Source organism: Bacillus sp. NPDC094106 (genome assembly GCF_044764345.1).
Classification (GTDB): Bacteria; Bacillota; Bacilli; order Bacillales; family Bacillaceae_G; genus Bacillus_A.
In genome coordinates, this window is sequence record NZ_JBIWHY010000032.1 from 1 (window position 1) to 25,105 (window position 25,105).

Annotated in this window: 29 protein-coding genes; 9 read left to right on the top strand and 20 right to left on the bottom strand. The window is 32.3% G+C overall.

Annotated features, from left to right (window positions below):
• Nucleotides 1–342: 342 nt before the first annotated feature.
• From ACIQ7L_RS26895 to ACIQ7L_RS26915, 5 genes are all read left to right on the top strand, one after another.
• On the top strand, nt 343–879 hold the full coding sequence (locus tag ACIQ7L_RS26895) for an SLOG family protein (RefSeq protein WP_400573124.1): 537 nt from the start codon (nt 343–345) through the stop codon (nt 877–879).
• Nucleotides 880–942: 63 nt separating this feature from the next.
• Nucleotides 943–1,116 carry a hypothetical protein gene (locus tag ACIQ7L_RS26900; protein ID WP_400573126.1) on the top strand — a complete coding sequence of 58 codons (174 nt, stop codon included), beginning with the start codon at nt 943–945 and terminating at the stop codon, nt 1,114–1,116.
• 40 nt (nt 1,117–1,156) lie between these two features.
• Complete coding sequence (locus tag ACIQ7L_RS26905; RefSeq protein WP_400573186.1) at nt 1,157–1,492, top strand: cyclic-phosphate processing receiver domain-containing protein; 336 nt, start codon at nt 1,157–1,159, stop codon at nt 1,490–1,492.
• A 92-nt stretch (nt 1,493–1,584) separates the two neighbouring features.
• Nucleotides 1,585–1,866, top strand: coding sequence for a hypothetical protein (locus tag ACIQ7L_RS26910; protein ID WP_400573127.1), 282 nt, complete (start codon nt 1,585–1,587; stop codon nt 1,864–1,866).
• A gap of 157 nt (nt 1,867–2,023) precedes the next feature.
• Complete coding sequence (locus tag ACIQ7L_RS26915) at nt 2,024–2,902, top strand: hypothetical protein (protein ID WP_400573129.1); 879 nt, start codon at nt 2,024–2,026, stop codon at nt 2,900–2,902.
• Nucleotides 2,903–2,949: 47 nt separating this feature from the next.
• Here ACIQ7L_RS26915 and ACIQ7L_RS26920 read toward each other — a convergent pair whose 3' ends face one another.
• The 12 genes from ACIQ7L_RS26920 to secA all read right to left on the bottom strand — a co-directional run bounded on the left by ACIQ7L_RS26920 (nt 2,950) and on the right by secA (nt 19,576).
• A complete protein-coding gene (locus tag ACIQ7L_RS26920) occupies nt 2,950–3,693 on the bottom strand; it encodes a metallophosphoesterase (protein ID WP_400573131.1) in 744 nt (247 codons plus the stop codon).
• Between the two features lie 38 nt (nt 3,694–3,731).
• Nucleotides 3,732–4,538: an ATP-grasp domain-containing protein gene (locus ACIQ7L_RS26925; protein WP_400573133.1), complete on the bottom strand. Its 807-nt coding sequence runs from the start codon at nt 4,536–4,538 to the stop codon at nt 3,732–3,734.
• 71 nt (nt 4,539–4,609) lie between these two features.
• Nucleotides 4,610–5,305, bottom strand: coding sequence for a metallophosphoesterase family protein (locus tag ACIQ7L_RS26930; protein WP_400573135.1), 696 nt, complete (start codon nt 5,303–5,305; stop codon nt 4,610–4,612).
• A 59-nt stretch (nt 5,306–5,364) separates the two neighbouring features.
• The gene (locus ACIQ7L_RS26935) at nt 5,365–5,598 is read right to left on the bottom strand and encodes a hypothetical protein (protein ID WP_400573137.1); all 234 of its coding nucleotides are present in this window, start codon (nt 5,596–5,598) and stop codon (nt 5,365–5,367) included.
• A gap of 51 nt (nt 5,599–5,649) precedes the next feature.
• Nucleotides 5,650–9,363, bottom strand: coding sequence for a DNA polymerase III subunit alpha (gene dnaE, locus ACIQ7L_RS26940; protein ID WP_400573139.1), 3,714 nt, complete (start codon nt 9,361–9,363; stop codon nt 5,650–5,652).
• Between the two features lie 148 nt (nt 9,364–9,511).
• Nucleotides 9,512–11,653, bottom strand: coding sequence for a hypothetical protein (locus ACIQ7L_RS26945; RefSeq protein WP_400573141.1), 2,142 nt, complete (start codon nt 11,651–11,653; stop codon nt 9,512–9,514).
• Nucleotides 11,654–11,737: 84 nt separating this feature from the next.
• A complete protein-coding gene (locus ACIQ7L_RS26950) occupies nt 11,738–13,387 on the bottom strand; it encodes an AAA family ATPase (protein ID WP_400573143.1) in 1,650 nt (549 codons plus the stop codon).
• Between the two features lie 135 nt (nt 13,388–13,522).
• Nucleotides 13,523–15,388 (bottom strand): ATP-binding protein, encoded by a 1,866-nt coding sequence (locus ACIQ7L_RS26955; RefSeq protein ID WP_400573145.1) that lies wholly within the window; start codon nt 15,386–15,388, stop codon nt 13,523–13,525.
• Nucleotides 15,389–15,431: 43 nt separating this feature from the next.
• Entirely contained in the window at nt 15,432–15,608 is a 177-nt protein-coding gene (locus tag ACIQ7L_RS26960) for a hypothetical protein (RefSeq protein WP_400573147.1), read from the bottom strand.
• 29 nt (nt 15,609–15,637) lie between these two features.
• Complete coding sequence (locus tag ACIQ7L_RS26965) at nt 15,638–16,288, bottom strand: chromosome partitioning protein ParA (RefSeq protein WP_400573148.1); 651 nt, start codon at nt 16,286–16,288, stop codon at nt 15,638–15,640.
• Between the two features lie 192 nt (nt 16,289–16,480).
• Entirely contained in the window at nt 16,481–17,074 is a 594-nt protein-coding gene (locus ACIQ7L_RS26970) for a hypothetical protein (RefSeq protein WP_400573150.1), read from the bottom strand.
• Between the two features lie 105 nt (nt 17,075–17,179).
• The gene (gene secA, locus ACIQ7L_RS26975) at nt 17,180–19,576 is read right to left on the bottom strand and encodes a preprotein translocase subunit SecA (protein ID WP_400573151.1); all 2,397 of its coding nucleotides are present in this window, start codon (nt 19,574–19,576) and stop codon (nt 17,180–17,182) included.
• A 202-nt stretch (nt 19,577–19,778) separates the two neighbouring features.
• Here secA and ACIQ7L_RS26980 point away from each other — a divergent pair, with 202 nt between their 5' ends.
• Genes ACIQ7L_RS26980 through ACIQ7L_RS26995 form a run of 4 tightly spaced genes read left to right on the top strand, consistent with a single transcriptional unit; the run spans nt 19,779 to nt 21,302 of the window.
• On the top strand, nt 19,779–20,045 hold the full coding sequence (locus ACIQ7L_RS26980; RefSeq protein ID WP_400573153.1) for a hypothetical protein: 267 nt from the start codon (nt 19,779–19,781) through the stop codon (nt 20,043–20,045).
• A 33-nt stretch (nt 20,046–20,078) separates the two neighbouring features.
• Nucleotides 20,079–20,396 carry a hypothetical protein gene (locus ACIQ7L_RS26985; RefSeq protein ID WP_400573155.1) on the top strand — a complete coding sequence of 106 codons (318 nt, stop codon included), beginning with the start codon at nt 20,079–20,081 and terminating at the stop codon, nt 20,394–20,396.
• 25 nt (nt 20,397–20,421) lie between these two features.
• Nucleotides 20,422–20,862 carry a YopX family protein gene (locus ACIQ7L_RS26990; RefSeq protein ID WP_400573157.1) on the top strand — a complete coding sequence of 147 codons (441 nt, stop codon included), beginning with the start codon at nt 20,422–20,424 and terminating at the stop codon, nt 20,860–20,862.
• Between the two features lie 23 nt (nt 20,863–20,885).
• Nucleotides 20,886–21,302 (top strand): hypothetical protein, encoded by a 417-nt coding sequence (locus ACIQ7L_RS26995; protein WP_400573159.1) that lies wholly within the window; start codon nt 20,886–20,888, stop codon nt 21,300–21,302.
• 176 nt (nt 21,303–21,478) lie between these two features.
• Here ACIQ7L_RS26995 and ACIQ7L_RS27000 read toward each other — a convergent pair whose 3' ends face one another.
• From ACIQ7L_RS27000 to ACIQ7L_RS27035, 8 genes are all read right to left on the bottom strand, one after another.
• Nucleotides 21,479–21,910: a hypothetical protein gene (locus tag ACIQ7L_RS27000; RefSeq protein ID WP_400573160.1), complete on the bottom strand. Its 432-nt coding sequence runs from the start codon at nt 21,908–21,910 to the stop codon at nt 21,479–21,481.
• 141 nt (nt 21,911–22,051) lie between these two features.
• Nucleotides 22,052–22,243, bottom strand: coding sequence for a hypothetical protein (locus tag ACIQ7L_RS27005; protein ID WP_400573161.1), 192 nt, complete (start codon nt 22,241–22,243; stop codon nt 22,052–22,054).
• 69 nt (nt 22,244–22,312) lie between these two features.
• Nucleotides 22,313–22,642 carry a hypothetical protein gene (locus tag ACIQ7L_RS27010; protein WP_400573163.1) on the bottom strand — a complete coding sequence of 110 codons (330 nt, stop codon included), beginning with the start codon at nt 22,640–22,642 and terminating at the stop codon, nt 22,313–22,315.
• Nucleotides 22,643–22,832: 190 nt separating this feature from the next.
• Nucleotides 22,833–23,087 carry a hypothetical protein gene (locus tag ACIQ7L_RS27015; RefSeq protein ID WP_400573165.1) on the bottom strand — a complete coding sequence of 85 codons (255 nt, stop codon included), beginning with the start codon at nt 23,085–23,087 and terminating at the stop codon, nt 22,833–22,835.
• A 225-nt stretch (nt 23,088–23,312) separates the two neighbouring features.
• Nucleotides 23,313–23,513 (bottom strand): hypothetical protein, encoded by a 201-nt coding sequence (locus ACIQ7L_RS27020; protein WP_400573167.1) that lies wholly within the window; start codon nt 23,511–23,513, stop codon nt 23,313–23,315.
• A gap of 120 nt (nt 23,514–23,633) precedes the next feature.
• Nucleotides 23,634–23,873 carry a hypothetical protein gene (locus tag ACIQ7L_RS27025; RefSeq protein ID WP_400573168.1) on the bottom strand — a complete coding sequence of 80 codons (240 nt, stop codon included), beginning with the start codon at nt 23,871–23,873 and terminating at the stop codon, nt 23,634–23,636.
• 43 nt (nt 23,874–23,916) lie between these two features.
• On the bottom strand, nt 23,917–24,372 hold the full coding sequence (locus tag ACIQ7L_RS27030) for a hypothetical protein (protein WP_400573170.1): 456 nt from the start codon (nt 24,370–24,372) through the stop codon (nt 23,917–23,919).
• 304 nt (nt 24,373–24,676) lie between these two features.
• Nucleotides 24,677–25,033: a helix-turn-helix domain-containing protein gene (locus ACIQ7L_RS27035; protein WP_400573172.1), complete on the bottom strand. Its 357-nt coding sequence runs from the start codon at nt 25,031–25,033 to the stop codon at nt 24,677–24,679.
• Between the last annotated feature and the right edge of the window lie 72 nt (nt 25,034–25,105).

Here is a 25,105-nt window from a genome sequence, read left to right on the forward strand (position 1 = left end):
GTACAGACAAAACAAACGTATCTACGGATTGCGTAAGCAAGAAGTAGTAGAAGGTGTGTTCCCACCCTCATCCGTTAGGATGTGTTGCTTATGTAAATAGAATCTATATCTTACTATCTAATGAGATAGTGAAGAAAAGGCAAACCCTTTCCTTCTTACTAAGATATATATTCTATGGTCAATAAGAAACCCCCACTTCAAGCTTTGCTAAGTGGGGGAGGTTCATATACCTATAAAGAGTAATTGTAGTGTGAATGATTGTCATTTTCAAAATCTATAATAAATGTATATACAAAAACAGGTATAGAGAAACTATAAAATGAAAATGGAGATGTTTGAGCTATGATTATTGTTGTAACAGGTCATCGACCAAAGAAATTAGGTAATATCTATGATATTTATCATCCAATGTATGTTTCTATCGGAAGAGAAATGCGAGAATTCATTTTAAACCAAATTGAACTGTTAGAAGAAGGCGAAATCTTACGTTTAGTAACTGGTATGGCTTTAGGGATTGACACAGTTTTTGCTTTAGTCGCTTTAAAGCTAAAAGAAAAGTTCCCTAAAAAAATTATTTTACATTGTGCCCTTCCTTGTGCAGGTCAAGAAGAGCAATGGTCTAAACCCGACCAAGAAAGATATGACCAAATATTAGGCAAAGCTGATGAAATCGTTATGGTTTCAAAAGAAAAATACAAAGGTAAAAAAACAATGTTTGACAGAGACGAATATATGGTGGATATGTTAGCAGTTGAACGAGGACATTTACTTGCTGTTTGGAACGGAATTCCGAATGGCGGTACTTACCATACAATGGAATATGCCCAAAAAAAAGGTGCAACAATCCATACAATTAGCCCAAATCAACACGTGCAATGAGTCCAAGATTAATTGGTCTCATTTTTCTATGAATTAGCTTATATGAGAAAAGGATGGATTTAAATGACCTATGAAGTGATTCATTATTGTCATATATTGCCTACTTTACACACTATTGAATCAGGACTTACCTTAGAAGATGCTCAAGATAAAGCAAAAGAATTAGCAATAAAACAAAAGTACAGTAAACATGCAATGGATTGCTGTAAGTTCTTTGTTCAACCCGAAACAGAATAATATGATACATAAAGGATTGAAATAGAATGAATAAGAAAAAATTAACGTATATCTCGATTGTCCAGAAGGATTTAAAATTGCAAGAAATATGGAAGAAGCGATTCATTATCTAAAAAACTATGATGTTCAAATTCTTTCCCTTGACCATGATTTAGGAGAAGATGCCCATGGTAAATTACTTCCTACTGGATATGATTTCGTAAAATATTTCTGCTTACATAATCTATTTGCTGAGAAAATTTATATCCACACCGATAATCCACCAGGTCGTCAGGATATGTTTGAAACTCTGAAAGGTGCTCAAAGAAGAGGGATTATTTCGGAAGATATTAAAATATATCATTACTCAATTACAGTAAATAGGTATTCTGGCTAATAAAACGCACTCGAAATAAGATTCAATAATAATGTACTTAATTTCTTATTATGATATAGCAGATATTTATTTAAGAGAGGATGAACATTACTATGGCAAAACCAAAAATGATAAAAGGAACTGTTGGAGATAAGACAGTTGAATATAAAGAAATGACTATAAAGGAATCTTTCGTGGTATTTATTACCACATTAGTAGGGATTTCTATCCCTACTGCTATCTTCTCCTTTTTCTTTGTAAAAATTACAACATTAAACATATATGTATCAACATTTATTGGATTAATTATGACTATTTTGTTAGTTTTTGCATTCGGATGGCATAAACCTGCTTATGCAAATGGAAAGAAATCAGAAGAAGATGCTGAAGACTAAGGGATGTATCTATGAGGGTACATCTCTTTTATTATTCAAATAAATAATAAATCATAAAGTTGATTCATTTTTATGTTTACATTTTAGTTACATTTCTCTGCGAAAATATATTTGTTTGATATAATATAGGGATATCCATATAAAAGGAGGCTATATTTTGTCTAATAAAAAACGGACTACGCAGAAACAAAATAGCAAATCACGAAATACTCAAGTTCAAGAAACATCTAATTCCGTTTCTGCACAAATTAATAACAACGAAACAAAAAATAATAATGAATTCTTTAAGATTATAAGTCAAGCAACGATTATTGTATTGGTGTTAACAGCACTTACTTATTCCTTTGCAGCCTTGTTTAAATCGGGATATCATCATTATTATCAATTAGATGATTATTCATTGTTAACGATTGACACAAGTGATTTGGTACATTTCTTCTTAGTTTCATTTCCTTATCTATTACCACTAACTGTAGCCTATATTGCTGTTAGATACACGTTTTTAGCACCTGAATTTTTCCTTAGAAAAGGTGGAGTGAAAAGTATAACAATTGCTTTTATTATCATTCTTTTCTTTGTACCCATCTTTATTTCTTGGATTTTTAACATAGACAAATTCGATGGAAGATATATATTGGCATGGGCATTTGTTACAAATTGCATAGTTTTTTATCAGTTCTTCCCACCTAAAGTCCAATCTATATTACAGTTTCTTTTAACACCATTGAAACCTTACAGTGTCTTTTTCATTCTTAGCACTTTTATATTTTTAGGAATTGGCTCATTTAGATTAGGAGTTGATACTGCTAAAAACCAAAGAGAATATTCAATTGTTACTCAAGATAAAGAAGAGCTTATTGTAATTAGTAACAGAGGCAATAGTTTAATTACCGCTCCATTCGATAAGGATACAAGTACAATAGAATCAACATTCACTGTTATTCCCATGAAAAACCAATTAACTTTAAAATCAATAAAACTTCCTAAGTCTCTTGAAGTTTCCAATGAATCTACAAAAGAAGATAAAGAGCAATAAGCAAAAGCACCCATAATAGGTGCTTTTTTATATAACTTCTTCCCTTTTTATACGGATATAATCTTATATGTATTCCCATCAATAATTAGTCCATTCAATTGGCCATCAAAAACAGCTCCCCCATCAATACCAATCTTCGTTTCACATGGCGAAGTCCATATATTATCTGACCTATCTTCATTCAATAGCCTTGTAATTGTATGTCCAAAAACAATTGTCTTTCCAGTTTCGTTTTTACCGTAATGAAATGGTTTTCGAATCCAACTGAAATCTCTTTCAGAAGTATTCTTCCAATTAGATAATGCAAGATTCACACCTGCATGAACAAAAATAAAATGTTCGGATTCATAAAAGTATGGCATATCCTTAATAAATTGAATCACTTCAGGATATCTTTCTTTCATTTGATTAGCAAGATATTCTGGAGTATATGTAACAGATGCTTTTTCTCCTAAAAATGAATCTATGGTTTTATTACCACCTTGACTTAAGTAAAACTCTCCTTCGTTTATTGGGTCTTCTATAAAACTCAAAAATAATTCTTCATGATTTCCTTTTAAGAATACTCCATTATATTCTCTTTTTAAAGAAATAGCTTTTAAGATTGTTGATTTCACATCTTCTCCCCTATCCACTAAATCTCCTAACTGAATAAATTGATATTCCTTATGATTCCATTTCTTTAATAATGCAGTGAAATGTAAAAAACATCCATGAACATCTCCTACTACAAACAATCTCTCCAAGTCTTTTTTACTTTGGGTTATCTTCATAACTTTTAACTCGGTCATTAATACATCTCCTATCTGCATTTTCATTGAAACCAAAATTATTTCATCATTTCATTTATAGCTCGCACAAATGCAAATTCATCACAATCATATAGACCAGATGAATTAATGTTGTTGTATTCAACAACTCGAAAACCTTCTTTTGTTTCTGCAACATCAATTACAAATGCCTTTGCCAATGGAAATTGATGAATCATTCTCATCGTATAAGAAATTAATTCATCAGATGGTTTGGACGAAGTATTGAAAACACCATTTACTTTATAACAAGAACTTGTCACTATTTTTTGATTTACAACAAAAAAGCGATATTCTGCTTTTAGTTCTTGTATAGATGAAATCATTAATTTTTGTCCAATATAAGGACTATTATTAACACGTTCTCTCTCTTGCCATAATAAAAAATCCTCTCTCGTCACTGCCATACCTGTGAACAACTTTGTATTTCCTGTTGGACGAATGAAAAATTTATCCGCTATTGGCTTAAGAGCCCATAAGTCCCCTATGAAAAAATCATGATTTAAAAGTTCCTTGCCTAATACCTCTCGAAACACCTCAAATTCAAATTGGTCATTCATAAAAGAACCAGGTTTCAAATTCATTTCCTTTGCTATATTTGCGAAAGTTTTAGAGCCATATATCATTACCCGTTCGTTTAAAATAAACTCCTTTAGTATCTTATCAGAGTCATCTCGTGGTATTTTACTCGACTTGTCAATCACTGTTAGTGAATTGTCTTCATTTACTCTTACAATCAAATACTCAATAAAACATTTTTCTAATGCGTTTATAATTCGAATCGTATTAGGATTATAATTGAGGAATTCTTGTACTAACCATTTCATTTCTTATACTCCTTTTTTGTAACATGTTTAAAATGCAGAAGAGATGTTATCATCCCTTCCACACTATATGATTAAGCTGAAAATCTTACTGTTTCTAATTCATTAATTCTAAGAGCATGTAAATAGCCACCAAAAACCGCTCCACCATCAATCCCAATTTTTGTTTCGCATGGTGAAACCCATATATTACAATCATCATTTTTATGTAAAAACGGGGTAGGTGTATGACCAAAGATAATTATTTTTCCTGTTATGTTCTTTCTCTTATGAAAAGGTTCTCGAATCCATAAGAAATCGTCTTCTCCTGATTCTCTCCAATCTTTTAGTATTAAGTTAACACCTGCATGTACAAAAATATGACTGTCTGTTTCATGATAAAGAGGGAGATTTCTAAGAAACTCTACTTCTCTTGCAAACTCTCTTTTTATATACTCTGCAACTTCTGTCAGATTTCTAAATTCAAATTCTGGTAAAAATGTTGAAAGAGTTTCTCTTCCTCCATTTCTGAAATAGGATTCCGCATATGAATGAGGCATGTCTAACCACTGTAAAAACATAGCTTCGTGGTTCCCTTTCAAAATGATAGCTCCGTACTCTTCTTGTAACTTCATTGCAGATAAAATACATCCTAAGCTCTCAGCTCCTCTATCAATTAAATCCCCTAATAAAATGAGTTGTTCTGTTTCTTTATTCCAATGTTCAAGTACTTTATCTAATTTCTCTTTACATCCATGAACATCGCCCACTACAAAGATGTCTTTCTTCATTTCTATCACTCCTTTTACGTTTTTACATAGTAATTCTTTTCTTTATAAATTACTCAATTTTAGTTGCTAAATTTATTTCGATATTCTTGAAACACTTTTTCGAAATATGTAAGGCTTTCATCTGCATTTTTCAAATATTTTGATTGCCATCGAAGTTCTCCCATATATTCATTCCAAAAACGCTCATCTGACTTTGTTGCTCGGTTTTCAACAAATTCCTTTTCCAAATAGATTAATTTACTGATTGTTGTTCTATATAACGCTTGTGCCTTTAACTTTTTCATAATTTTCATTGTGATATCTCCTTTTTATAAAAAAGAAAGAGAGATAGGTCATCTCTCATCTTAATAATTTACTCGACAATTTTTCTTACCTACTATTTCTTGCATTTGTGTAATCATCGTCAAATTAAAGTGCGTTAGATTAACTTTGTATGTTTTTCCACCAAAGATAAAATAAACAGGGACTGTGCAGTCTTCAGATTCGTAGGTTTTCAAATAATCTCGTACTTTTACAAATTGCTGTCTTGCAGTATTTACATTATGAGAGCCTAACAGTACAATCTCTTTTGGGTTTCCATCATTGCCAACATCATGAATATCAATGACTCGCTTTACCACAATTTGTGTTCCACGGTCATCTTCTTTAAATTTACCTTCAATCGCAATGATACTACCTTCATGCAACAAACCTGCACTTTGCTCTAATACGTTAGAGAATGCAACACACTTAATCTCCCCTGTTGTATCTTCTAATTTAAATACATTAAGAGGCTTATTGTCTTTTTTCGTGTAGTACGTTTCAATTTCCGTAATAATACCTGCAACACGAATAGATTTTTTATAAGAACGAACTCTATCTGCTTCATCTTTTTCATCTGTATCTTGTAAGAACCCAATCTCACAAAATTCTTCTTCAGCTAACAATGTTTCATACGAATCAAGAGGATGTGCTGAAATATAAAACCCTGCAAACTCTTTTTCCTTTTCCAATTTAAAATCAATATTAAACTCTGTTAATGTAGGAGTTAATACCTCTCTGATTTTATCTTGGCTTAATAACGGAATATCAAAGATAGACAATTGTCCTGATTGATAGTCTTTTCGTTCTTGTGAAGCTACCAATAGTAAAGCATCTAACATCATTAATTTCGAATTACGTGTACCTTCAAAGCTATCGACTGCACCTGAGAAGATTAATGCCTCTAATACTCTTCTATCCACTTTTTGATATTTTGCCATTCGAACCGCACAATCTTGGAAATTACGGAAGTCTCCTCTTGTATCTCTTTCCTCAATTAAACGAATTGATATTTTACCCATATTTCGAATACCTTGTAAGCCAAATCGAATAGAATTCCCTTCAACCGTAAATACTTCTCTTGATTTATTTACATCTGGTGGTAAGACATCAATCTTTTGTCGTTTACTCACAGCCATGTATGCTTTGATTTTATCTGACATTGTGATAAATGAATTTAAAGTAGCACACATATATTCTGTTGGATAGTAATACGCTAAGAAACCTGTTTTAATCGCAATATTCGCATAACCTGTTGCGTGAGATTTATTGAATGCGTAACGTCCAAATTTCTTCATTCGTTCCCATAAGGCAATTGCAATATGTTCATCAATTCCATTTGCAACACAACCTGTAATTCCTTTTTCCTCTGAACCGTGTACAAAGTATTCACCATACTCATTTAAAAGGGCTTCTACTTTCTTTGCCATCCCTTTTCGAATGGTATCTGATTGTCCTCGTGTAAAGTTTGCTAATTCACGAACGATAAACATACATTGCTCTTGATATACGATGATGTTGTAAGTCGTTTCTAAAATAGGTTGCAACTGAGGAACATCATATTCAATTACTTCAGGCTTTAACATGTTTTTAATGTAATTCGGAATTTCATCTAAAGGACCTGGGCGGTACAACGAAATCCCTGCAATTAAACGTTCAAACAATTGTTTCCCCATTTCAGCATCTAATGTATGTGCATCTTGGAATAACTCCATCATGAAGTTTGTCATTCCTGCACTCTCTAATTGGAATACCCCTGCCGTATTACCTTTTGCAATGTATTCATAGACTCGTATATCATCGAGTGGAATACTTTCAAGTGTAATGGATTCTAACCCTAACTCTTTTCGTTTCTTATTAATATCAATAAAGGCTCGTCCCATAACACCCATTGTACGAAGACCTAAGAAGTCCATTTTTAGCAAGCCCATCTCTTCACATTCATCTTTGTTATACTGAGTTGTATGCTCATAGGCTCCTGTATCTGTGTTCTCTAATAGAACCTGAGGAATATGGTCTGTTACGGCACTTGGGGCGATTATGACACCGCAAGCATGTTGTGATACGTTACGAGGTAAACCTTCAATACGAAGAGCAATATCAACAATTTCTTTTACCTCTGCATCAGAATGATACATATTATAGAATTCTGGACTCTCATTCAATGCTTTGTTTAATGTCATACCTGGTTTTTCAGGGATGGCATTTGCAATCATATTTCCTAATGGTTTATCTAATACACGAGCTACATCTCTAACAGATACTTTTGCGGCCAATGTACCAAATGTAATAATTCGAGAAACTGCTTCTTCTCCATATAATTCTTTCACATAATCAATTACTTCTTCACGTCTTGTATCCTCGAAATCAATATCAATATCTGGCATTGAAATTCGGTCAGGGTTTAAGAATCGTTCAAAAATAAGTCCATATGGAATTGGGTCAATATCCGTAATATCTAAAGCATATGCAACTAAAGAACCACAAGCAGAACCACGACCAGGTCCTACTAAAATACCTCTCTCTTTTGCAAATCGAATAAAGTCCCATACAATAACGAAATAACCTGGGAACCCCATAGTTTTAATTGTTTCAATCTCAAAGGCTAATCGTTCTCGATATTCTTTACTTTTAAATTCTTTCTGCCCTTTAAATCGTTTCGCAAATCCTTCCCATGCTAAATGTTCAAAGTAATCTGCTTGCGATTCGAATCCTTCTGGTAGAGGGAATTCAGGTAGATAGATTTCTCCAAGTTGAATGTCAATGTTGATTCTTTCTGCAAGGTCAAGTGTATTATCAAGTAGCTCTGGCATATCCCAAAACAAATCTTCCATTTCTTCAGATGTGTGAATGTGATAACCACTCCCTGGAAAGACCATACGATTTGGGTCATCCATTGTTGTTTTCGTTCCAATACATAACAGGATTTCATGTACAGAAGCGTCCTCAATTTCTGTATAATGGCTATCTGAAGTCGCAATTGCTTTTAAACCAAATTCTTCAGCCAATTGAAGCAACGCAGGATTTACAACTTCTTCCTCTTCACAACCATGTCTTTGGATTTCAATGTAGTAATTTTCCTTACCAAAAATATCAATCATTTTTTGTACCGTTTTACGAGCTAAATCCATATCTCCATTAATAATAGCTTGAGGGACAAGCCCCCCTAAACATGAGCTTGTTGAAACAACACCTTCACTATATTTCTCTAACCATTCAAGTTTGATATGTGGTTTATAATATTTATTCTCAAATCCCATACTCGTCAATTTAACAAGGTTACGATAACCCTTTTCATTAATAGCAAGTAATAACTGATGTTTACCTTCCTTTTTACCATCTAATGTTTCAATATATGCTTCAAAACCTAATATTGGTTTTTTATTTGATTTTTTCATTTTTTTATAGAACTCTAATGTCCCATACATAACACCGTGGTCTGTAATCGCACTTGCCCACTCGGTCTTTGCAACCATTTCTGAAATCTTTGTTGCACCATCAAGCAATGAATATCCAGTGTGTCCATGTAGACTGACATAACGCACAACATGTAACATGTTTCCATCTACAACTGCTCTAAACATTTTTCTTCGCTCGAATAAATTTCGATTATTCTTTTCAAATTTATTTAGAGGCAATGTACAGATAAGTTCAAATTTATTATCTTCATTCTTTTTTACTGCAACTTTATCTCCTTCAAGATGCAATTCAACAATAGTTCCTTTTTCAATGTTCAAATTAGGGAATACAACTTGCACATTACTCTCTCCTTCCAAAACACCCGTTGACTATAGTTAATTTAAATTTATTTTACATTAACTATAGTCAAAAAGTAAAGAGGGAAGGAATAATTCATTCACAATACTAAAAAAGAGCCGATGGATAATATCCAAACGACTCTTCTCATTAGTGTGTAATTTCTCTTTTCAAAACCCTTGTTAATTCCATGTTTATATTTGATGGGTCACATGAAATAACAGATTTTTGATACATATCATTATATACCTGAATTGTTTTCTCTCTATGTTCTTTGCTTCCAAAACAAATAGAAACAACTTTTATGCCATGTTTTCTTGCTTCTTTTACAGCATCTTTCACATCAGCTCTGCCTAATTCTTCTGATGGATAAGAAGAAGGTAGGCCGTCAGAAAGAACAATCAATAAACGATTTTTTTCAGGACGCTTTAATAATTCTTTTACAGCAACTCGAATAGAGAAACCATCTTTATTCATTCCATCAGCAGGAAAATAAGAATTCCATGATTCATTATATTTACTATCATTAGAAAACTCACTAATTGTAGTATGTACAACACGTTTTCCACTGGATTGAAATGACGTGGTTTTGAATGGTATAAAACCTTTAATACCTTCCTCGATTACTGCACAAGCTTTTTGAGCGCAAGATACTTTATTGCTTTGAGCATCTACTCTTCCAGTCATAGAACCTGAACCATCAACTAACATATATGCTACATAATCTGTTGTTTGAGGTTGTCCTTTCTTTAAAAAGACATTATAATTTTTTGTTCCAATTTTCCATAGTGTAGATGTATCAAGCAATCCCTTTTTTCTATGTCTTGAATCAAACACTTTTTTATTCCTAAATATCGCTTCTACTTCTTTTCGAAATCTTTTGCCTTCCCTTTTAATATCTTCTGTTAATTCCCTACTTCTTTTCATAACTGGAGATATAGTCAGTTCTGGTTTGGAATTTCGATACTTTTTATCTTCATACGCTCCTTTTATATCATCTAAATCCTCTTTTGTTATTCCTTTATCTGCTTCAGCTTTTTTCTTTTCTTCATTCTTTTGCTTATCTTCCTCTTTTTTTGCATTTTTCAAAGCCATTTCAGCATCTTTCATTGCTTCTTTTCGAACACTATTAATAATATTCTCTACAAGACTATCATTCGTAGTTGAATCAGACTGAGAATCTTTTGACTCAACTTCACTTGAATCTTCTGTAGACGCACCCTTATTATCTTCATTTTTTTCTACAGATTCTTCTTTTGTTTCTTGTTGAGATGTCTCTCCTTTAGAAGCATCGTCTTCTTCTATAGACTCATTGTTATTTTTGCCTGTTGAAGCAGTTTTATTTGATTCATCTTGCGTTCCTTGTTCGTTTTTCTCTCCTTTTACATCAGTCGAGTTACCATTTCCATTCTCCTTATTTTGTTCCTCATCTTGAGAAGCTTCATTTTTCTCTTCAGGTGTAAAATGCACAGAGACTGCAATCCCTGGATTCTCAGATGGATTCGTATCTGGATTTTCACAAGTATATTCAATATAATGTGGCATCGCATCTAAGTTCTCTTGAGTATTTTTATTTTTCAATAATTCAGCAAGATAAGGAGCGATAGTCTCAATGATTCTCATACATCTATTGGCACAACCTTGTGCAGTCGATTCATTGATTCCTTTAATAGCCATTACTTTTATCTTGTTCAATTCTTCTTCCATTCTTGTATTTGCATAATACTCTTCAAAGTCTTTAGGAAAAATACCTGTTACACAATAACTTGTTATAGAGTATAAAAAATCTTGTAGTTCATCTTCCTTTTTTATTGGCTGTTCTTTCCAAAGAGTAGCATTTAAGAATTGGATATGTTTTTTATATCCTTTTTTTCTATTACATAAACGCTTCTCAATACGCCCATCTTCTACAGAATTCAGTACATGTTGTGCAATTTTCTCGCCATGTTTTTCATGAATCTGAAAATGCTCTTTTAGATATTCTGCAACCTCTTTTAAGAATATTTTAAGCACACAAAAGTCTGAAGACTTAATGTGTTCTGCTTCATGACCTGTTAATGCTTTCAACACTGAAAATATTTCTTCATATGTAAATCCCTTTTTAACAAATACTTCAGGAAGACCAACAACAATCTTTTTCCCATCCGTATAACTACTACCACCAACATTCAAACTAAATGGAATATCTGTTCTTCTTAATAAATTAAAAATAACCATACTTAGTTGATTATAAATAGATTTCCTGTTAAAATAATCTATGATGTTTTTTATTTTTTCATGATTTTGTTTCATGCTGAAAAACATCTCCTTTTTAATAATTTTTTGAATACCTGTTTGAAAACGGAGTGACGGAAAACACTCCGTTTTCTTTTGTATTTATGCAAGTTCATTGTCAATAATATTAAGAACATATTGTCGATAATCTTCATCATCAATTCGATTTGCTACGTTATCAATAATACCTTCTTTCAATCCTAAATCTTCAGCTACTTCCAATGCAGATATAAAACCACGAATTGTTAAACAATTTCTTGATAGTTGACCATTTTCCACCATATCAAAGATGCTTTTATAGATATTATCTGCATCTTGAATATCACTTAACTTTGCAGATGGAACACGTACTCGCAAAGTGTCTATAATACTTGCGTTTGATGGAAACAAGATTGGTGTGAATCGGTCCATTGTTGCCTCGTTTAACGGATTTGTACCCACGTAATCTTTATTCATTGTTAGTATTACACCAAAGTTTTCGCCTGCTTCTACCCAACCATATCCAGGTACTTCCATTGCTCTACGGTCATCAACTGCTGAATGAATTTGTACTAACACAGATGGGTCAACGGTATTTACCTCATCTAAATTCACAAAAGCCCCAATTTCCATTGCTTCTACAAATGCTTCTTTATCAAATATGACTTTTGAATAAGTTTTGCCATCTTCTGTAGTACCTTGTTCGAAAGATTTAGAACCAAGCAAATCCATCTTATCAAATTGGCTATTTAAAGACATTTCATATAATGGTCTTTGATAAATCCAAGCTAAAGTTCGAACAAAAACGTTTTTTCCTGTCCCCTTCTCGCCTTCTAAGCGTAAATGCTTTCCTTTATTTAAATACACAACTGATTTTTTTACCGCTTTAAATGTATCTTTAAAAAGAGTCTCTGGTTTTGTTGGAATTCGATGCTCCACATCTTCTGCATATGTTCTATATGTATTAAATACATGAATAATATGTTTCTCAGAAACATTATTACTTAGAAGATATGCTTCGATTTCATCTAAATCTTCTTTTTCAATTCCAATATTCTGAATCACTCTCTCTTTTATATCTTGTAGTGTATCCTCATTCTTTGTTACAACTACTTGATTCAAGATAGACTCATCAATTTCAAAAGACACTGTATACGTAGCTGTTGTAACATCTACAACTTTTCCAACTACCTCATCCAACTTTTGCAACCCTTTGGTTAAATCTTGGATTGATTCATCATTATCATTCATATTCACTTCACCTGCGGGCTCTCCGTTGAACAATGTAATGATTTTATCGTCATTTTTCTTGAAGGAAACTAATGTTGTATTACTTTCTTGGAAAGATTTCAACACTTTTGATTTTCCAGTATATTTTTGAAGGCTTCCTTTTACACTTACTTTATGCCCCAACGCTTTAGTAGAATGACTCATATCTACAGCTCCTTCTTCGTTCTCCTCGTCAATCATCACACCTACAGTCAATCCGATTCTACGCATTGAAGCATTCAAATCAACAAATGGATGTAATTGTACAGTACCTTCTATGCTCTCATTAGTCATTTTAGCATGTAATTCTTCATTTGATACACATCCTCTTCCTGCATATCCTTTTCCTAATACATATCCCAATTTATTCCCTCTTGAATCTACACATTTTATAGCAAGTTTACTTCTTGGATGATTAGGGTCTTTTACCAATTGCACCTTTGCCCCTCTTCTAACGTCATTCAAATTCTGTGCTCCTGCTACTGTCACTACTAACTTTTTCATACTAATTCTCTCCTTTTTATACAATTTACAAAAATACCTGTTTCCTATAATCTCTTTATTATAGTAAGATTGAACTTTTTTTACTAAAAATCAAAGTTATTTTTAGTTAAGTTACAAAAGAGAAAGGTAGGAATGTTACCCTACCTTTCTCTCCAAATATTCATTGCCTAACATTGTTTTCTTTTCTTCTATAATTCCTAAACGAGTCATTTTTCCTAATTCTTCACTAATCTCCACAATAGCAACAACACGTCCTGCTTTTTCGTTAATAGAATCATGGATTTTTGCAAGCTTACCCATTTTTATAGGTAAAAATTCTTTTAAGATATGACTCAAATCATTCTTCTCCATATCCTCAATAAACATTTGAAACTCATCAAACGGGTCGAGCATATGTGGTGACTTTGTAAACGTTGTTCTAAATCGCACAGCAAATGTTTTCGGTAATGTTGCAGAAGATACAAAACAATGTCCTGACGGTAATTCTGGCAAACGTTTCATTTCATCTTCTGTTAAATTCGTTTCTTTCCGAACCATTTCCATGTCATCTGCTGTATTTAAACGGTAAATAAACTTCGTATTTAATTGTGCTACAATTGTAGGGTCTAATGCATCTGGTTTCTGCGTACAGAAAATTTCAAACACACCGTATTTACGAGCTTCCTGTGAAATCTTCTTTAATACCTTTTTTGTTGGTGTAGAATGTCGTGGTGCAAAGTTATGTGCTTCATCTACGATAACAAAAAACATTGGGAAGAATTCTGGTTTATCTCCACCATGCTCTTGATAATCTTGATAATCTTGATAATCTCTACGCTTTTTATAGAGTTTTCGTAGAATGTAAGAAGCAATCATTTGTTGTCTCAACATATCTCCTCGAATAACTGCAATTTTACCTTGTTTCATCACAGATTCCACACCATCTACATCACCTACAAAAATATTAGTAGATTCTAAAGCATCCAATTTCCAAGACAATGCTTGTAAGGTTTTGCTTCCAGAAACCCTATTTTTATTTCTCTCATAAAGTAATGCTTGTTCATCGCTTAAATCATCTTCAGGAGAATTCTGATTTCCAAATCTCCCTTTTGGTTTAGGGTTCTCATGCACTTCAAAAGCTACTTTTAAATTAATAATTTGATTCTTTAAATGTGCTAACGTATCTCCTTTTTCATATAGAACTTCTAATGCTCCACGTTGCGGTTCTGTTAATTCTCCCACGAAATCAAATAAATTCATGAGTTCATCTAATTTTAATTCATGAAAATTAATCCCTACATCTTTTCCAATATAAAAGATTTTATTTCTATCTTGAAAATCATAAACAAGATTTTCGTCTAATCCATCCATAGGCTCTACAAAATTCATTTCGTTATGAGGGTCAAATGCTACACCAGGAATACGAATTTTTTGAATCTCCTCTTCAAGCACTCGTAATCCAAATGTCTTACCAGAACCAGATGTTCCGAATACACCAATATGAGGATACTCTCGGAATTTACGATAGTTCAATACAAATGGTACCCCCTCTTGATGAACTGCTTCACCATTTCTCCACAAAGGGGCAATGTTAGTTAATTCTTGCGGTAGATTTGATTGTAATTCTTCCGTACCTAAAATAACACCTAATGTTAAAGCATCTGAAGGTTTCGCATGAATTAATATTTTCTTCATTTCTTCAAATGTTGTATCTCGTACAATTACATTTGGAGTAACTGGCTTTGTTAGTGTCTTTAAAACTTTCGCCCTTGCTATATGAGTCTTTCTATCCATTACAATCTGTTTCGATAATCCTTTTATAATATCCAATGCAAATCCCTCTGGCATGATAGACTCTGCTAAAAATGGAACCGTAGTCGTATGTAAGACTTCAATGGGCAAATCTCCATGTAGTTCATCATCAATCATTAAATATTCATTTTGAATAAATGGCTTATCTTGTGAAACTATATAAATTTCTCGCACTGTTGTTTTTCCAATAACATACCCTCTATTACTCATTTCGTCATTCTCCTTTTCTATGATTTTATGTAATTCACGTATATTAGACTTTCTTTATCATCGTGACATTTGCTATATCAAATCCATTTTCCATAGAAATATGATAACTAACACTTTCATATCCTTGGTTTTCATATTCTTCAATTTTAGCCTGTGCTTTTTCAAAAACTGCTTCCAGACCAAGTGTATATTTTATAATTATAGATGTAGTGCATTTCACAAACTTACACCTCGAATTTGTTTTTCTTATTAACTCATTTTCTCTACCTTTGTCGTTCCGTTTTCATCTAATTCCATACGAAATACGCTATCAGACACAAGAGGCATATATACATCCTCATGTGAGACAAGAAATGTTTGTCTTCCTGTATAATCTACTAATTCTCTTATAAGATGAGCTGTATTCTCTGATGGTTCTTTTGAAACGTATTTCGTAGGTTCATCTAAGAAAAATCCTGCTTTATTATTATCCCCTACAAGTAAATTTATGGCCGCAAAAGTGGATAACGATACAATATCCGCTCTTCCACCACCATCTTCTTGAGCAGGGTCAGTTTCAACTACCTCATTTGGATACTGTGCTTTTACTAATACATCTGCAACTGGCACACCACGGGCACTATCTAATTGAATATCTACAGAAAGGTTGTCACCCATAACCATTTGTAATGATGATGTTGCGGTCTGAGAAAGAATCTCTTTACCATTCTCCCTTGCCTCTTGTGATGCCCTTTCTAATAACTCTTTCATCGTGGCATGGTGTTCTTGCTTTCCCTTCAAATTATTTGAAAGGCTTTCATTTTCTGCGAATTGTTTTTTATGTAAATTTAATGTACCTAAATCGGTATGATACTTTTCTTTCATAACACCTAATTCTTTTATGATGTCTGCGTACTCCATCTTACCCTCTCCCTTTCTATAAAAATATGAAATCCTCATGATAAGCATCATCTATTGTAATTGGTGGAATCTGACTCTCCTTTTTACAGGATGTACATATTGTTTTATTTGCGATTAACTCATAAGAAATAGACGTAGAATTATCCTCAGTAAACAATAATCCGAGCTTTCCACCACATTCACAATTTGTAATCATACTGAAACTGGATATCTTTCTTTAGTATATTCAACGTGTCGTTTGGCATCTATTTTTGAACAATCCGAATCAATATCAGGTAGATTTACTTTGTCACCATCATTCGAATTTTCTCCTGAAGGAGTCACACTCGGTACATTATCTAAACTTTCAACATATACAATATTTTTCATCAGATTAAACCATTTTTCTATACCGTTCGATTCCACAAGCATCGCATGATTTCGAATCATATTTCGGTTATCTTTTGTTTCCGACCAAACTTCTCCATCTTTTGAAATGAACCCATTTTTTACAAGTTCCCCTGTGTAAATACAATTCAATTTCACAATATATTTACCTGAAACATCTTTAAACCAAATACGAATTCTTTCATTTTCTTTAAAACCTTTTACCATTTCATACAGTTGTTTATAGCTTTCAATAATAATCCAATGTTCTTTTAATTCCTTTAATGACATCCCCAATGTTTGGCATCTTGTCCATCCACCATTTTCAAATCTGCTATTGCTATAATGAACACTGTATCCAAAACTTGAAGGAGTTAAATACCCCACAATGTCACTGTTCTTACTTTTTGCATATATCATAGCTATCACTCCATTCTTTTATTGACTATAGTATATAACATATGTGATATTAAGTAAAATATTTTTTACCTAAAAAGGAGCTCTTTTTTGAGCCCCTTCAAATTCTTATGCAATTTCTCTTACATTCTCAATTGTTTCTTCTTCCACAAATCGAATTCTCATAAGAGCTTGAACCATTTCTATTTGTATCTTTTCACCTAATTCATTGAAAAATTCACTACTTGCAAACAAGAATTCATCAATTGGTTTTTTCTGATTATATACAGCCAATTTCACATCTTGCTTTAAATCCGTTAAAGCATCAATATGTTGAATCCATTTACTATCTACAATTTCTAATAGAATTTGTTTCATTTGTTCTTGAATTTCATTTTGGACAACAAGCTCTTTCTTCACTTCAAAAGCATCCATGCAATTCTTTAATACATATTCTTTTATTTCTTCAATATCTTTATGTAGCACATTATCCATATTAACTATCCCAACCATTGAATAATCAGCTTCTAAAGTATGTTTTATTTCTTCTAATGCAGGTTTTAAATCCTCATCCTGTCTAAACTCTTCATATTTACTAAGCTTTTTATGAATGATTTGTTCAAATGTATCTTTGGCCATAATTTCTAATTGACCAACAATATCAAAATCTACCTCTAATACATCGTCTCTTTGTTGATAAATGACTTTTCGCTGTTCGTTCGTAATGGAATCATATTTCATTGTTTCCTTACGAGCATCATAATGCATAGCTTCTAAATTCTTTTGACACTTACCAATCGCTTTTGTTAAGAACTTATTCTCCACTGCATTATCATCATCTTTTGGCATAAGCGTAATCATTTCTTTGATTTTATCTGATGCAAACACTCGCATTAAATCATCTTCAAAGGAAACATAGAATCGACTAATTCCTTTATCTCCCTGCCGACCAGAACGACCTCTTAACTGATTATCAATTCGTCTATTGTCATGGCGTTCAGAACCGATAACTTTTAATCCACCAACCTCTGTAACACCTTCACCTAATTTAATATCTGTACCACGACCTGCCATATTGGTAGCAATTGTAACTGCTCCTTTTTTTCCTGCATTCATAATAATTTCAGCTTCAATATCATGATGCTTCGCATTTAAAACTTGATGAGGAATTCCATCTTTCGTTAGTAAATCTGATAATCTCTCTGATTTCTCAATTGTCGAAGTACCAACTAATACAGGTTGTCCTTTTTTATGGGACTTTTTAATATCTTCTACAATAGCAATGAATTTTGCTTTTTCCGTAAAGTATACTTTGTCTTCCTTGTCTTTTCGTTGAATTGGTTGATTCGTAGGAATTACAACAACCTCTAAACCATATGTCTCACGAAATTCTACTTCTTCCGTTTCTGCTGTACCAGTCATTCCTGATAAGCGTTCATATAACAAGAAGAAGTTTTGATAGGTAATAGAAGCTAATGTTTTGTTTTCTTCTTGAATTCTTACACCTTCTTTAGCTTCCATCGCTTGGTGTAATCCATTTGAATATCGTCTTCCTTCTGATACACGTCCTGTATGCTCATCAATGATAAATACCTCTCCATCCTTCACTAAATAGTCCTTGTCCTTTTTAAAGAAGTAATGAGCTTGCAAGGATTTGTCTACATGATGACGAATTGTAGTGTTCTCTAAATCGGCATAGTTCTCCATATGGAACATTTTTTCTGCTTTTTCCATTCCACTATCTGTTAGCATAACTATCCTTAGTTTTTCATCCACTGAATAGTCTTCTTCTTTTAATGAGCGAACAAACATGTCCACAATCGGATACCATTGGGAGGGTTCTTCTCCTGGTCCTGAGATAATCAGTGGTGTCCGTGCTTCATCTAATAGAATGCTATCAACTTCATCGACAATACAAAAATGCAGAGGACGTTGCATTTTTTCTTCTTTTCTTCTCACCATATTATCACGTAAATAATCAAAACCAAGCTCTGAGTTTGTAATGTAAGTAATGTCAGCATGATACACTTCACGTTTTTCTGCAATTGTTAAATCCCCTGTAATAACAGCACTGCTAAGTTGTAAGAAATCATATAATGGCTTCATAATCCCCAAATCTCGTGTTGCTAAGTAGTCATTTACTGTCACAACATGCACACCCTTACCACTAAGAGCATTTAAATAAACAGGTAGTGTAGCAACTAATGTTTTACCTTCCCCCGTCTTCATTTCAGCCACATTTCCTTCATGTAAGATAATTCCACCAATTAATTGAACCTCATAATGTTTCATTCCTAAAACTCGACTGGAAGCTTCTCGACACACAGCAAAAGCTTCTGGCAAAAGGTCATCAACTGTTTCCCCATTTTGGAGACGTTGTTTAAATTCCGATGTTTTCCCTTGCAACTCTTCATCTGACAATGATTTCACTTCATTTTCTAATGCAACAACTTCTTTCATTTGTTTTGTGACTTTCTTCACTTTACGTTCAGAATTTGTTCCAATTATTTTATATAAAAGATTCATCTTATCCGCTCCTAACTACGTTCTTTATTCATTTATAGTATCATTGTCATATACTTTAGTCAACGGAACATAATTTTATTGTAAAAAATAATTTACAACATTTATTGACTATAGTATAATTACCTTATGAATTCCGATAAGAAACACGGAGGATACTGAAATAGAGTATTTATACACGAAATAAAAGAAAGGAGCTGAGAATGTGGAAGCAAATGATTTTTTAGCAATATACAACGATGAGCATGTAGCAAATTATATCAAGGAAATGAGTGAATGGATTTTTGAACAAACAAAAGAAGTTTATTCACAAGAAGAAATAAATAAGAAGTTCTTTGAAAAGAAAGATGTTATACGTGATTTATTTGCACCTTATCGAGAAACAATTATGAGTCAAAGTGTCGAAAAATGGGCTGAAATGCTTGCTGTATCTTGGGGATTATTGACAGAGCCTCATATTGAATTTGTCTAAGCATAATAAAACGCATAGAAAAGAGGGAAAATTATGGGTAAAACTAAATTAGCGTTACAAGGAATAATTGAGGTATACCAAAATGATTTTTTAGCAGGATATAATGAAGCTGACAAAGAAGAATTGCGAATTGCTCTCTTAGAACTCATTTTAGAAATTACACGTATTCAGAATGACTATCGTTATTGTAGTAAACGTAATTGTCCTTGTTGTCCTGAAGTACATATTGCAAATATGGTGAAGAAATATAATAAACAACTTAAAAAGATTTTCAACAAATATAATCTATCAGATGTAAGTCACATATTAATTCTTGAGTACTTAGAAAGTTTCACTACAGATAATGAATAAAATATTTCATAGAGGAGATTAAATGATGGAAGAACCAAAATTTAGAGGATTTAATAAAGAGACAAATCAATGGGACTTTGGATTTGGCTACTACATTAACTACTACACAGATGAATTCAAGAAAGAAAAAGGCATTAATGATGATATAACTCTTTTTACAGATAGTAGTCCTATAATCGTTGAAATGGATTCTGTGGGGCAATATGCCACTACGATTACAGATATGAATCAGCTAAAACGAGAATTATTTGCAGGAGATATTATTCGTTTTCGCCATAAAAAAGATGATGATTGGTATCAGCCTATGTTAATTGAATGGGGAGGAGATAAATATCCTGCATTTGATTTAAAGGGGCACGATTATCATGGGAATTTATTGTCTCTAATTGTTAGTAGCGATGAATATGAGATTGAATACTTAGGAACAAATTATGAAAACCCTACACTATTAATTTTAAATAAATAATATAACGTAAAGGATGGAGTAAAATGTTAAACAAGAAATCAATTCAAGAGATGTCAGATAGATATACAGCATACGCACAGTGTTTTCATCATAGAGAATCAGAAAATCCTTGGGAAAAAGCTTCTGAAAAAGCAATAGAATGTATGGATGATATTCCAAAGTTAATAGATGAAGTTACAAGTTTACACAATCTAATTGATGGACTACAACGAGTAAAAATTCATTCATGTACAGTTAAATTATCTGATTGTTGGTACAAAAATAGAATTAATGAAGAGTTCTTTTTAGTCCCTTTGATGGAAGAGCATTCAGATAGATATCATGTACTTGCAAACTTTGAGAATCAAACAAAAATTTGCCCTATCAAAAAAGAAGATGTTTCCTTAGTAGGAACAATCGTATTATTTGATGAAGCTCATTTCCTACTTAATAATAAATAATAAATATCACAACGAAGACCTATGTGAATTGCTATAGGTCTTTATATTTATCCTTTAACAAAACCCCTCCGAAACATAAACCTATATAACAAAAAAAGAGTCAACTACTTTCAAAAACACCATTTACATAAAAAAAGAAAAAGGATAGTAGAATGCATCATCTACTACCCTAATATTTAGGACGCTAACCAACGAGAGAAGAAGTTTAATAGTTCTGGAGCGAATAACACACCAGTATATACAAAAACTGAAATCCCCATTCCAAGAAGACCTTTGCCCACCATTCCAAATAGAGCTATTATGGCAAAAACAATAAATGCAATTACGGCTAATGGTTGAACAACTGTTTGTAAGAATTTAACTACGTCATATCCTTTTCTTTCAGCCCAACTGTTTGCTTTATCCATTGAAACTGATGGCACTTCTTTATCTGGAGAGTAATCAAATGTTGTGCTATTTGTTCGAACAGCATCTCTACTGATTGCCTCTACCTTATTAGTTGTCACGCTCTCTTCTGCGTGAACCTGTATTTGAACAAACGGTAAAATAAGTAATACCGCAATCCAAAATGCAAAGAAGAGATTTTTTGATTTTTCAATAACATGCATAGTTGCCACCACCTTTTCATTAAAATCTATATATTATAGATACAAAGATAGGTTTTCATAACTATGCATTGCCGAATAAACACAAAAAAGAGTATGAAATTTAGCATTTCACACCCTTTGATTCTATTGATTAATTTTTAATTATTCGCTTAATCCAAAAAATCCGTTCAGCCATTTTGCAACTTCATCCGCATATCCTGTTAATTTCACTTCTTCTTCCCCATAATTAAATCCAATAATTTTATATACATTAGAAGCAACCTTTTTCACTTTGAATATATCTAAAATAATTTTTTCATTTTTAATAGATAAGATATCGTTAGCTGTAATCATATTGAACTCCTCCTTATTGTATAAAACCCCTATATTAACATTTCTTACATGTCCACTATTCTACTATTTTTAATCCATATTGTCTGAGATTAACTCTTCAACTGTTTTATCTACTAATTTCCACAAATGGTTGTTTGAAGTCCCCCATTGTTTATAAATAATTTGTTGGCATCTATTACTTAATATAGCTCTATTACTTTCTGTCTTTGAGAAACGCATTTTTTTGAATTCCTCTTTTACTAAAGCTATCACTTTTGTCTCTATCTCTGAACTTTCCACTTCTATATTCATTTTTCTTTGTTTTTCTTTTTCTAAAACCTCAACTAATAATTCTTTTTCATTAGTTGTTAAAGACAACAATTGACCACCTTTGATTTTGCTAATCATTTCAGTTATCATAATATTCTCTCCTCTTCAAATATAATTTGCAAATTACAAATACCTAATTTTTATTCTGCTCATGTATTTTAGATTAATAAATTGGATTTTATAATTCATATACATTAACAAATAAAAAAGAAGTTCAAGACTCTATCTCATTGGAATCTTAGCACTTCTTATTTACTATCGTTATTATGTTAATGATTCATTATCTTCTATAAGGTGGTAATTCTTCGTTCAATTCCTCGACATTATTTGTTAAATCTTCTACTCTATTTCTTAATCTTTTTGTTCTTTCTTTTTCCAATACAAGTGCCGTTTCAAGTTCTTTTGCAACAAAAATTAGCCTCTTAGCCACTTCTCGCAGGGTATCTTCTGTATATTTCTCATTTCTTAGTAATTCATCTAATTCTTCGGTAGATAAATTTATTAACTTTTTTGTATCAATAATTATTTCGCTCATTCTTTTACACCTTCCTGCGTTGAATCAACTTTTTCTTCAGTCTCTTTTTTAGGATTATCAGATTTCTCCCCATACAGATTCTTGATAGTGGTATTCCAACTCTCAAACCAAGTATTAGATTTCTTTTTTCGTCTTTCATGTTATAAACACTCCAATAAGTAAATCTTTACTTAATTTCTTCATTTTCTTTTATATGGTATCATATCTCATTACAATCTGAGATTCCTATATAATATCAGTTCTTTTTCCACATTTTCCACAAGTAACCCTCATACCATCAGGCGTGGGGTCTGCTTTAAAATTATCATCACAAATTTCTTCCGTTAAATCTATAAACGTGTCATGGCATTCGCTATGGTATTTTTCTTCCACATTATAAGATTTCTCATTTTTGCAATTACAAGTTAATACAAACGAAAGTTTCATAGTGTTTCCTCCTTGTAGTATGAAATTCTCACGCTATTTATAGAAAAATTTCTCATACATCCACACTTCACGTTATCCCCTTCAATATTAAATTTTTTCATTTCTTTTTACAATCCATTACTAAATCCATTTCTTACATAAATGGTCATCATCTACTTCTTTATGATTTTTGTTTTCTACACAAACTAATTGTGTACCCGTAGTCATGGAATGTGAACATGTCAAACAAGAATAGTCTGGCTTTCCAAGCCAACGAGAGTCATTTTCTTTTTTCAACTCTTTTATTAACAGCCATGTTTGCATTTTTTTTCCTGTTATTTCCCATGTTACAGTCATGGATAACTTAATCTTCTCTGTCATTACGTTCCCTGCTCTCACTATATACTCTTGTTTTATTAATTCTTTAATTATTTTGCTTCTGTTCTTTATTATGAATCATAACATACAACCCTTTATCTTCAGGATTCTCAATTCCGTGTAAAATAATTGATGTCCAATAACCATCCAAAATCATACGTTCGATAAACACTCTATCAAGTCCTCCATTTTGAGGGAATCCAGTATACTCAAACTCTTCTCCTTCTAATGCATCTGAACAGTTTTCTTCAAAACCATAACAGCCTAACATTCCTTGAAAGACATCTTCTGTATCACTATTTCTTTTAAATCCATTCTCAAAGATAATAGTAACTTTATCCGTAGAACAAATCTTTTGAAAGACATCTTTATATTCTCCTTGAGAGTCAATAAGTCCCGTTAGCTGTTTATTAGGCTTACTATTTCTTGTAAGACAGGAAACAATCTCCCAAGCTTCTTTTGGCACTATATAGTTTAATTCATTATCTGTGTATGATAACATTACTCATTTCCCCTTTACATTTTCTTACTTCTTATAATTTTAATGTTTTCATTAACAATAGTCAATTTAAATAATGATAAGTTATGAAGATAACTTTGTAATTACCCTTTTAAAATTTTATGACAAAAACCTCTTTTATAAAACCGCTATATGATATGTAATTGATAGAGAACTAATTTATCCAAAATAAAAAGGAGGGGAAATCTCCCCCTCCTAACTTGTTATTTCAATTCACGACCAACAATAGTAACATTCATTGAAAAGTGTATTTATTATATAAACTATTTTATTAGCGTTGTTTATCTCACAACTTGCGATTTTTCTCCTTCACCTTAATAAATTCCCAAAACTGTTTAAGCTCTTCTTGTTTTTCAGGAGAAGCGTCTTTGATTTCTTTGAACCATAGACCTAAATCTGGGTCTATTAAAGCATTGTCAATGACAAGCTCCTTACTGGTATTTTTAACTAAATCTCTTCCTAAAAGGTAATCAGTTGAAGCCTCAAAAAAATCAGCAAATTTATTTAGGATGTCATAATCAGGCTTTCTTTTCCCATTTTCATATCCTGATATTGTTGATTCTGCCAGATTTAATTTTTGACCTAACTCTTTCATAGTTAGGTTCTTTGCTTTCCTTAAATTCCGTAAACGTTCTCCAATCATAGGAATCCTCCTATTCATCTTCTAAGTTTAATTATACTTTGCAAAGTACAAAAATAAAAGGAGGGAAATTCC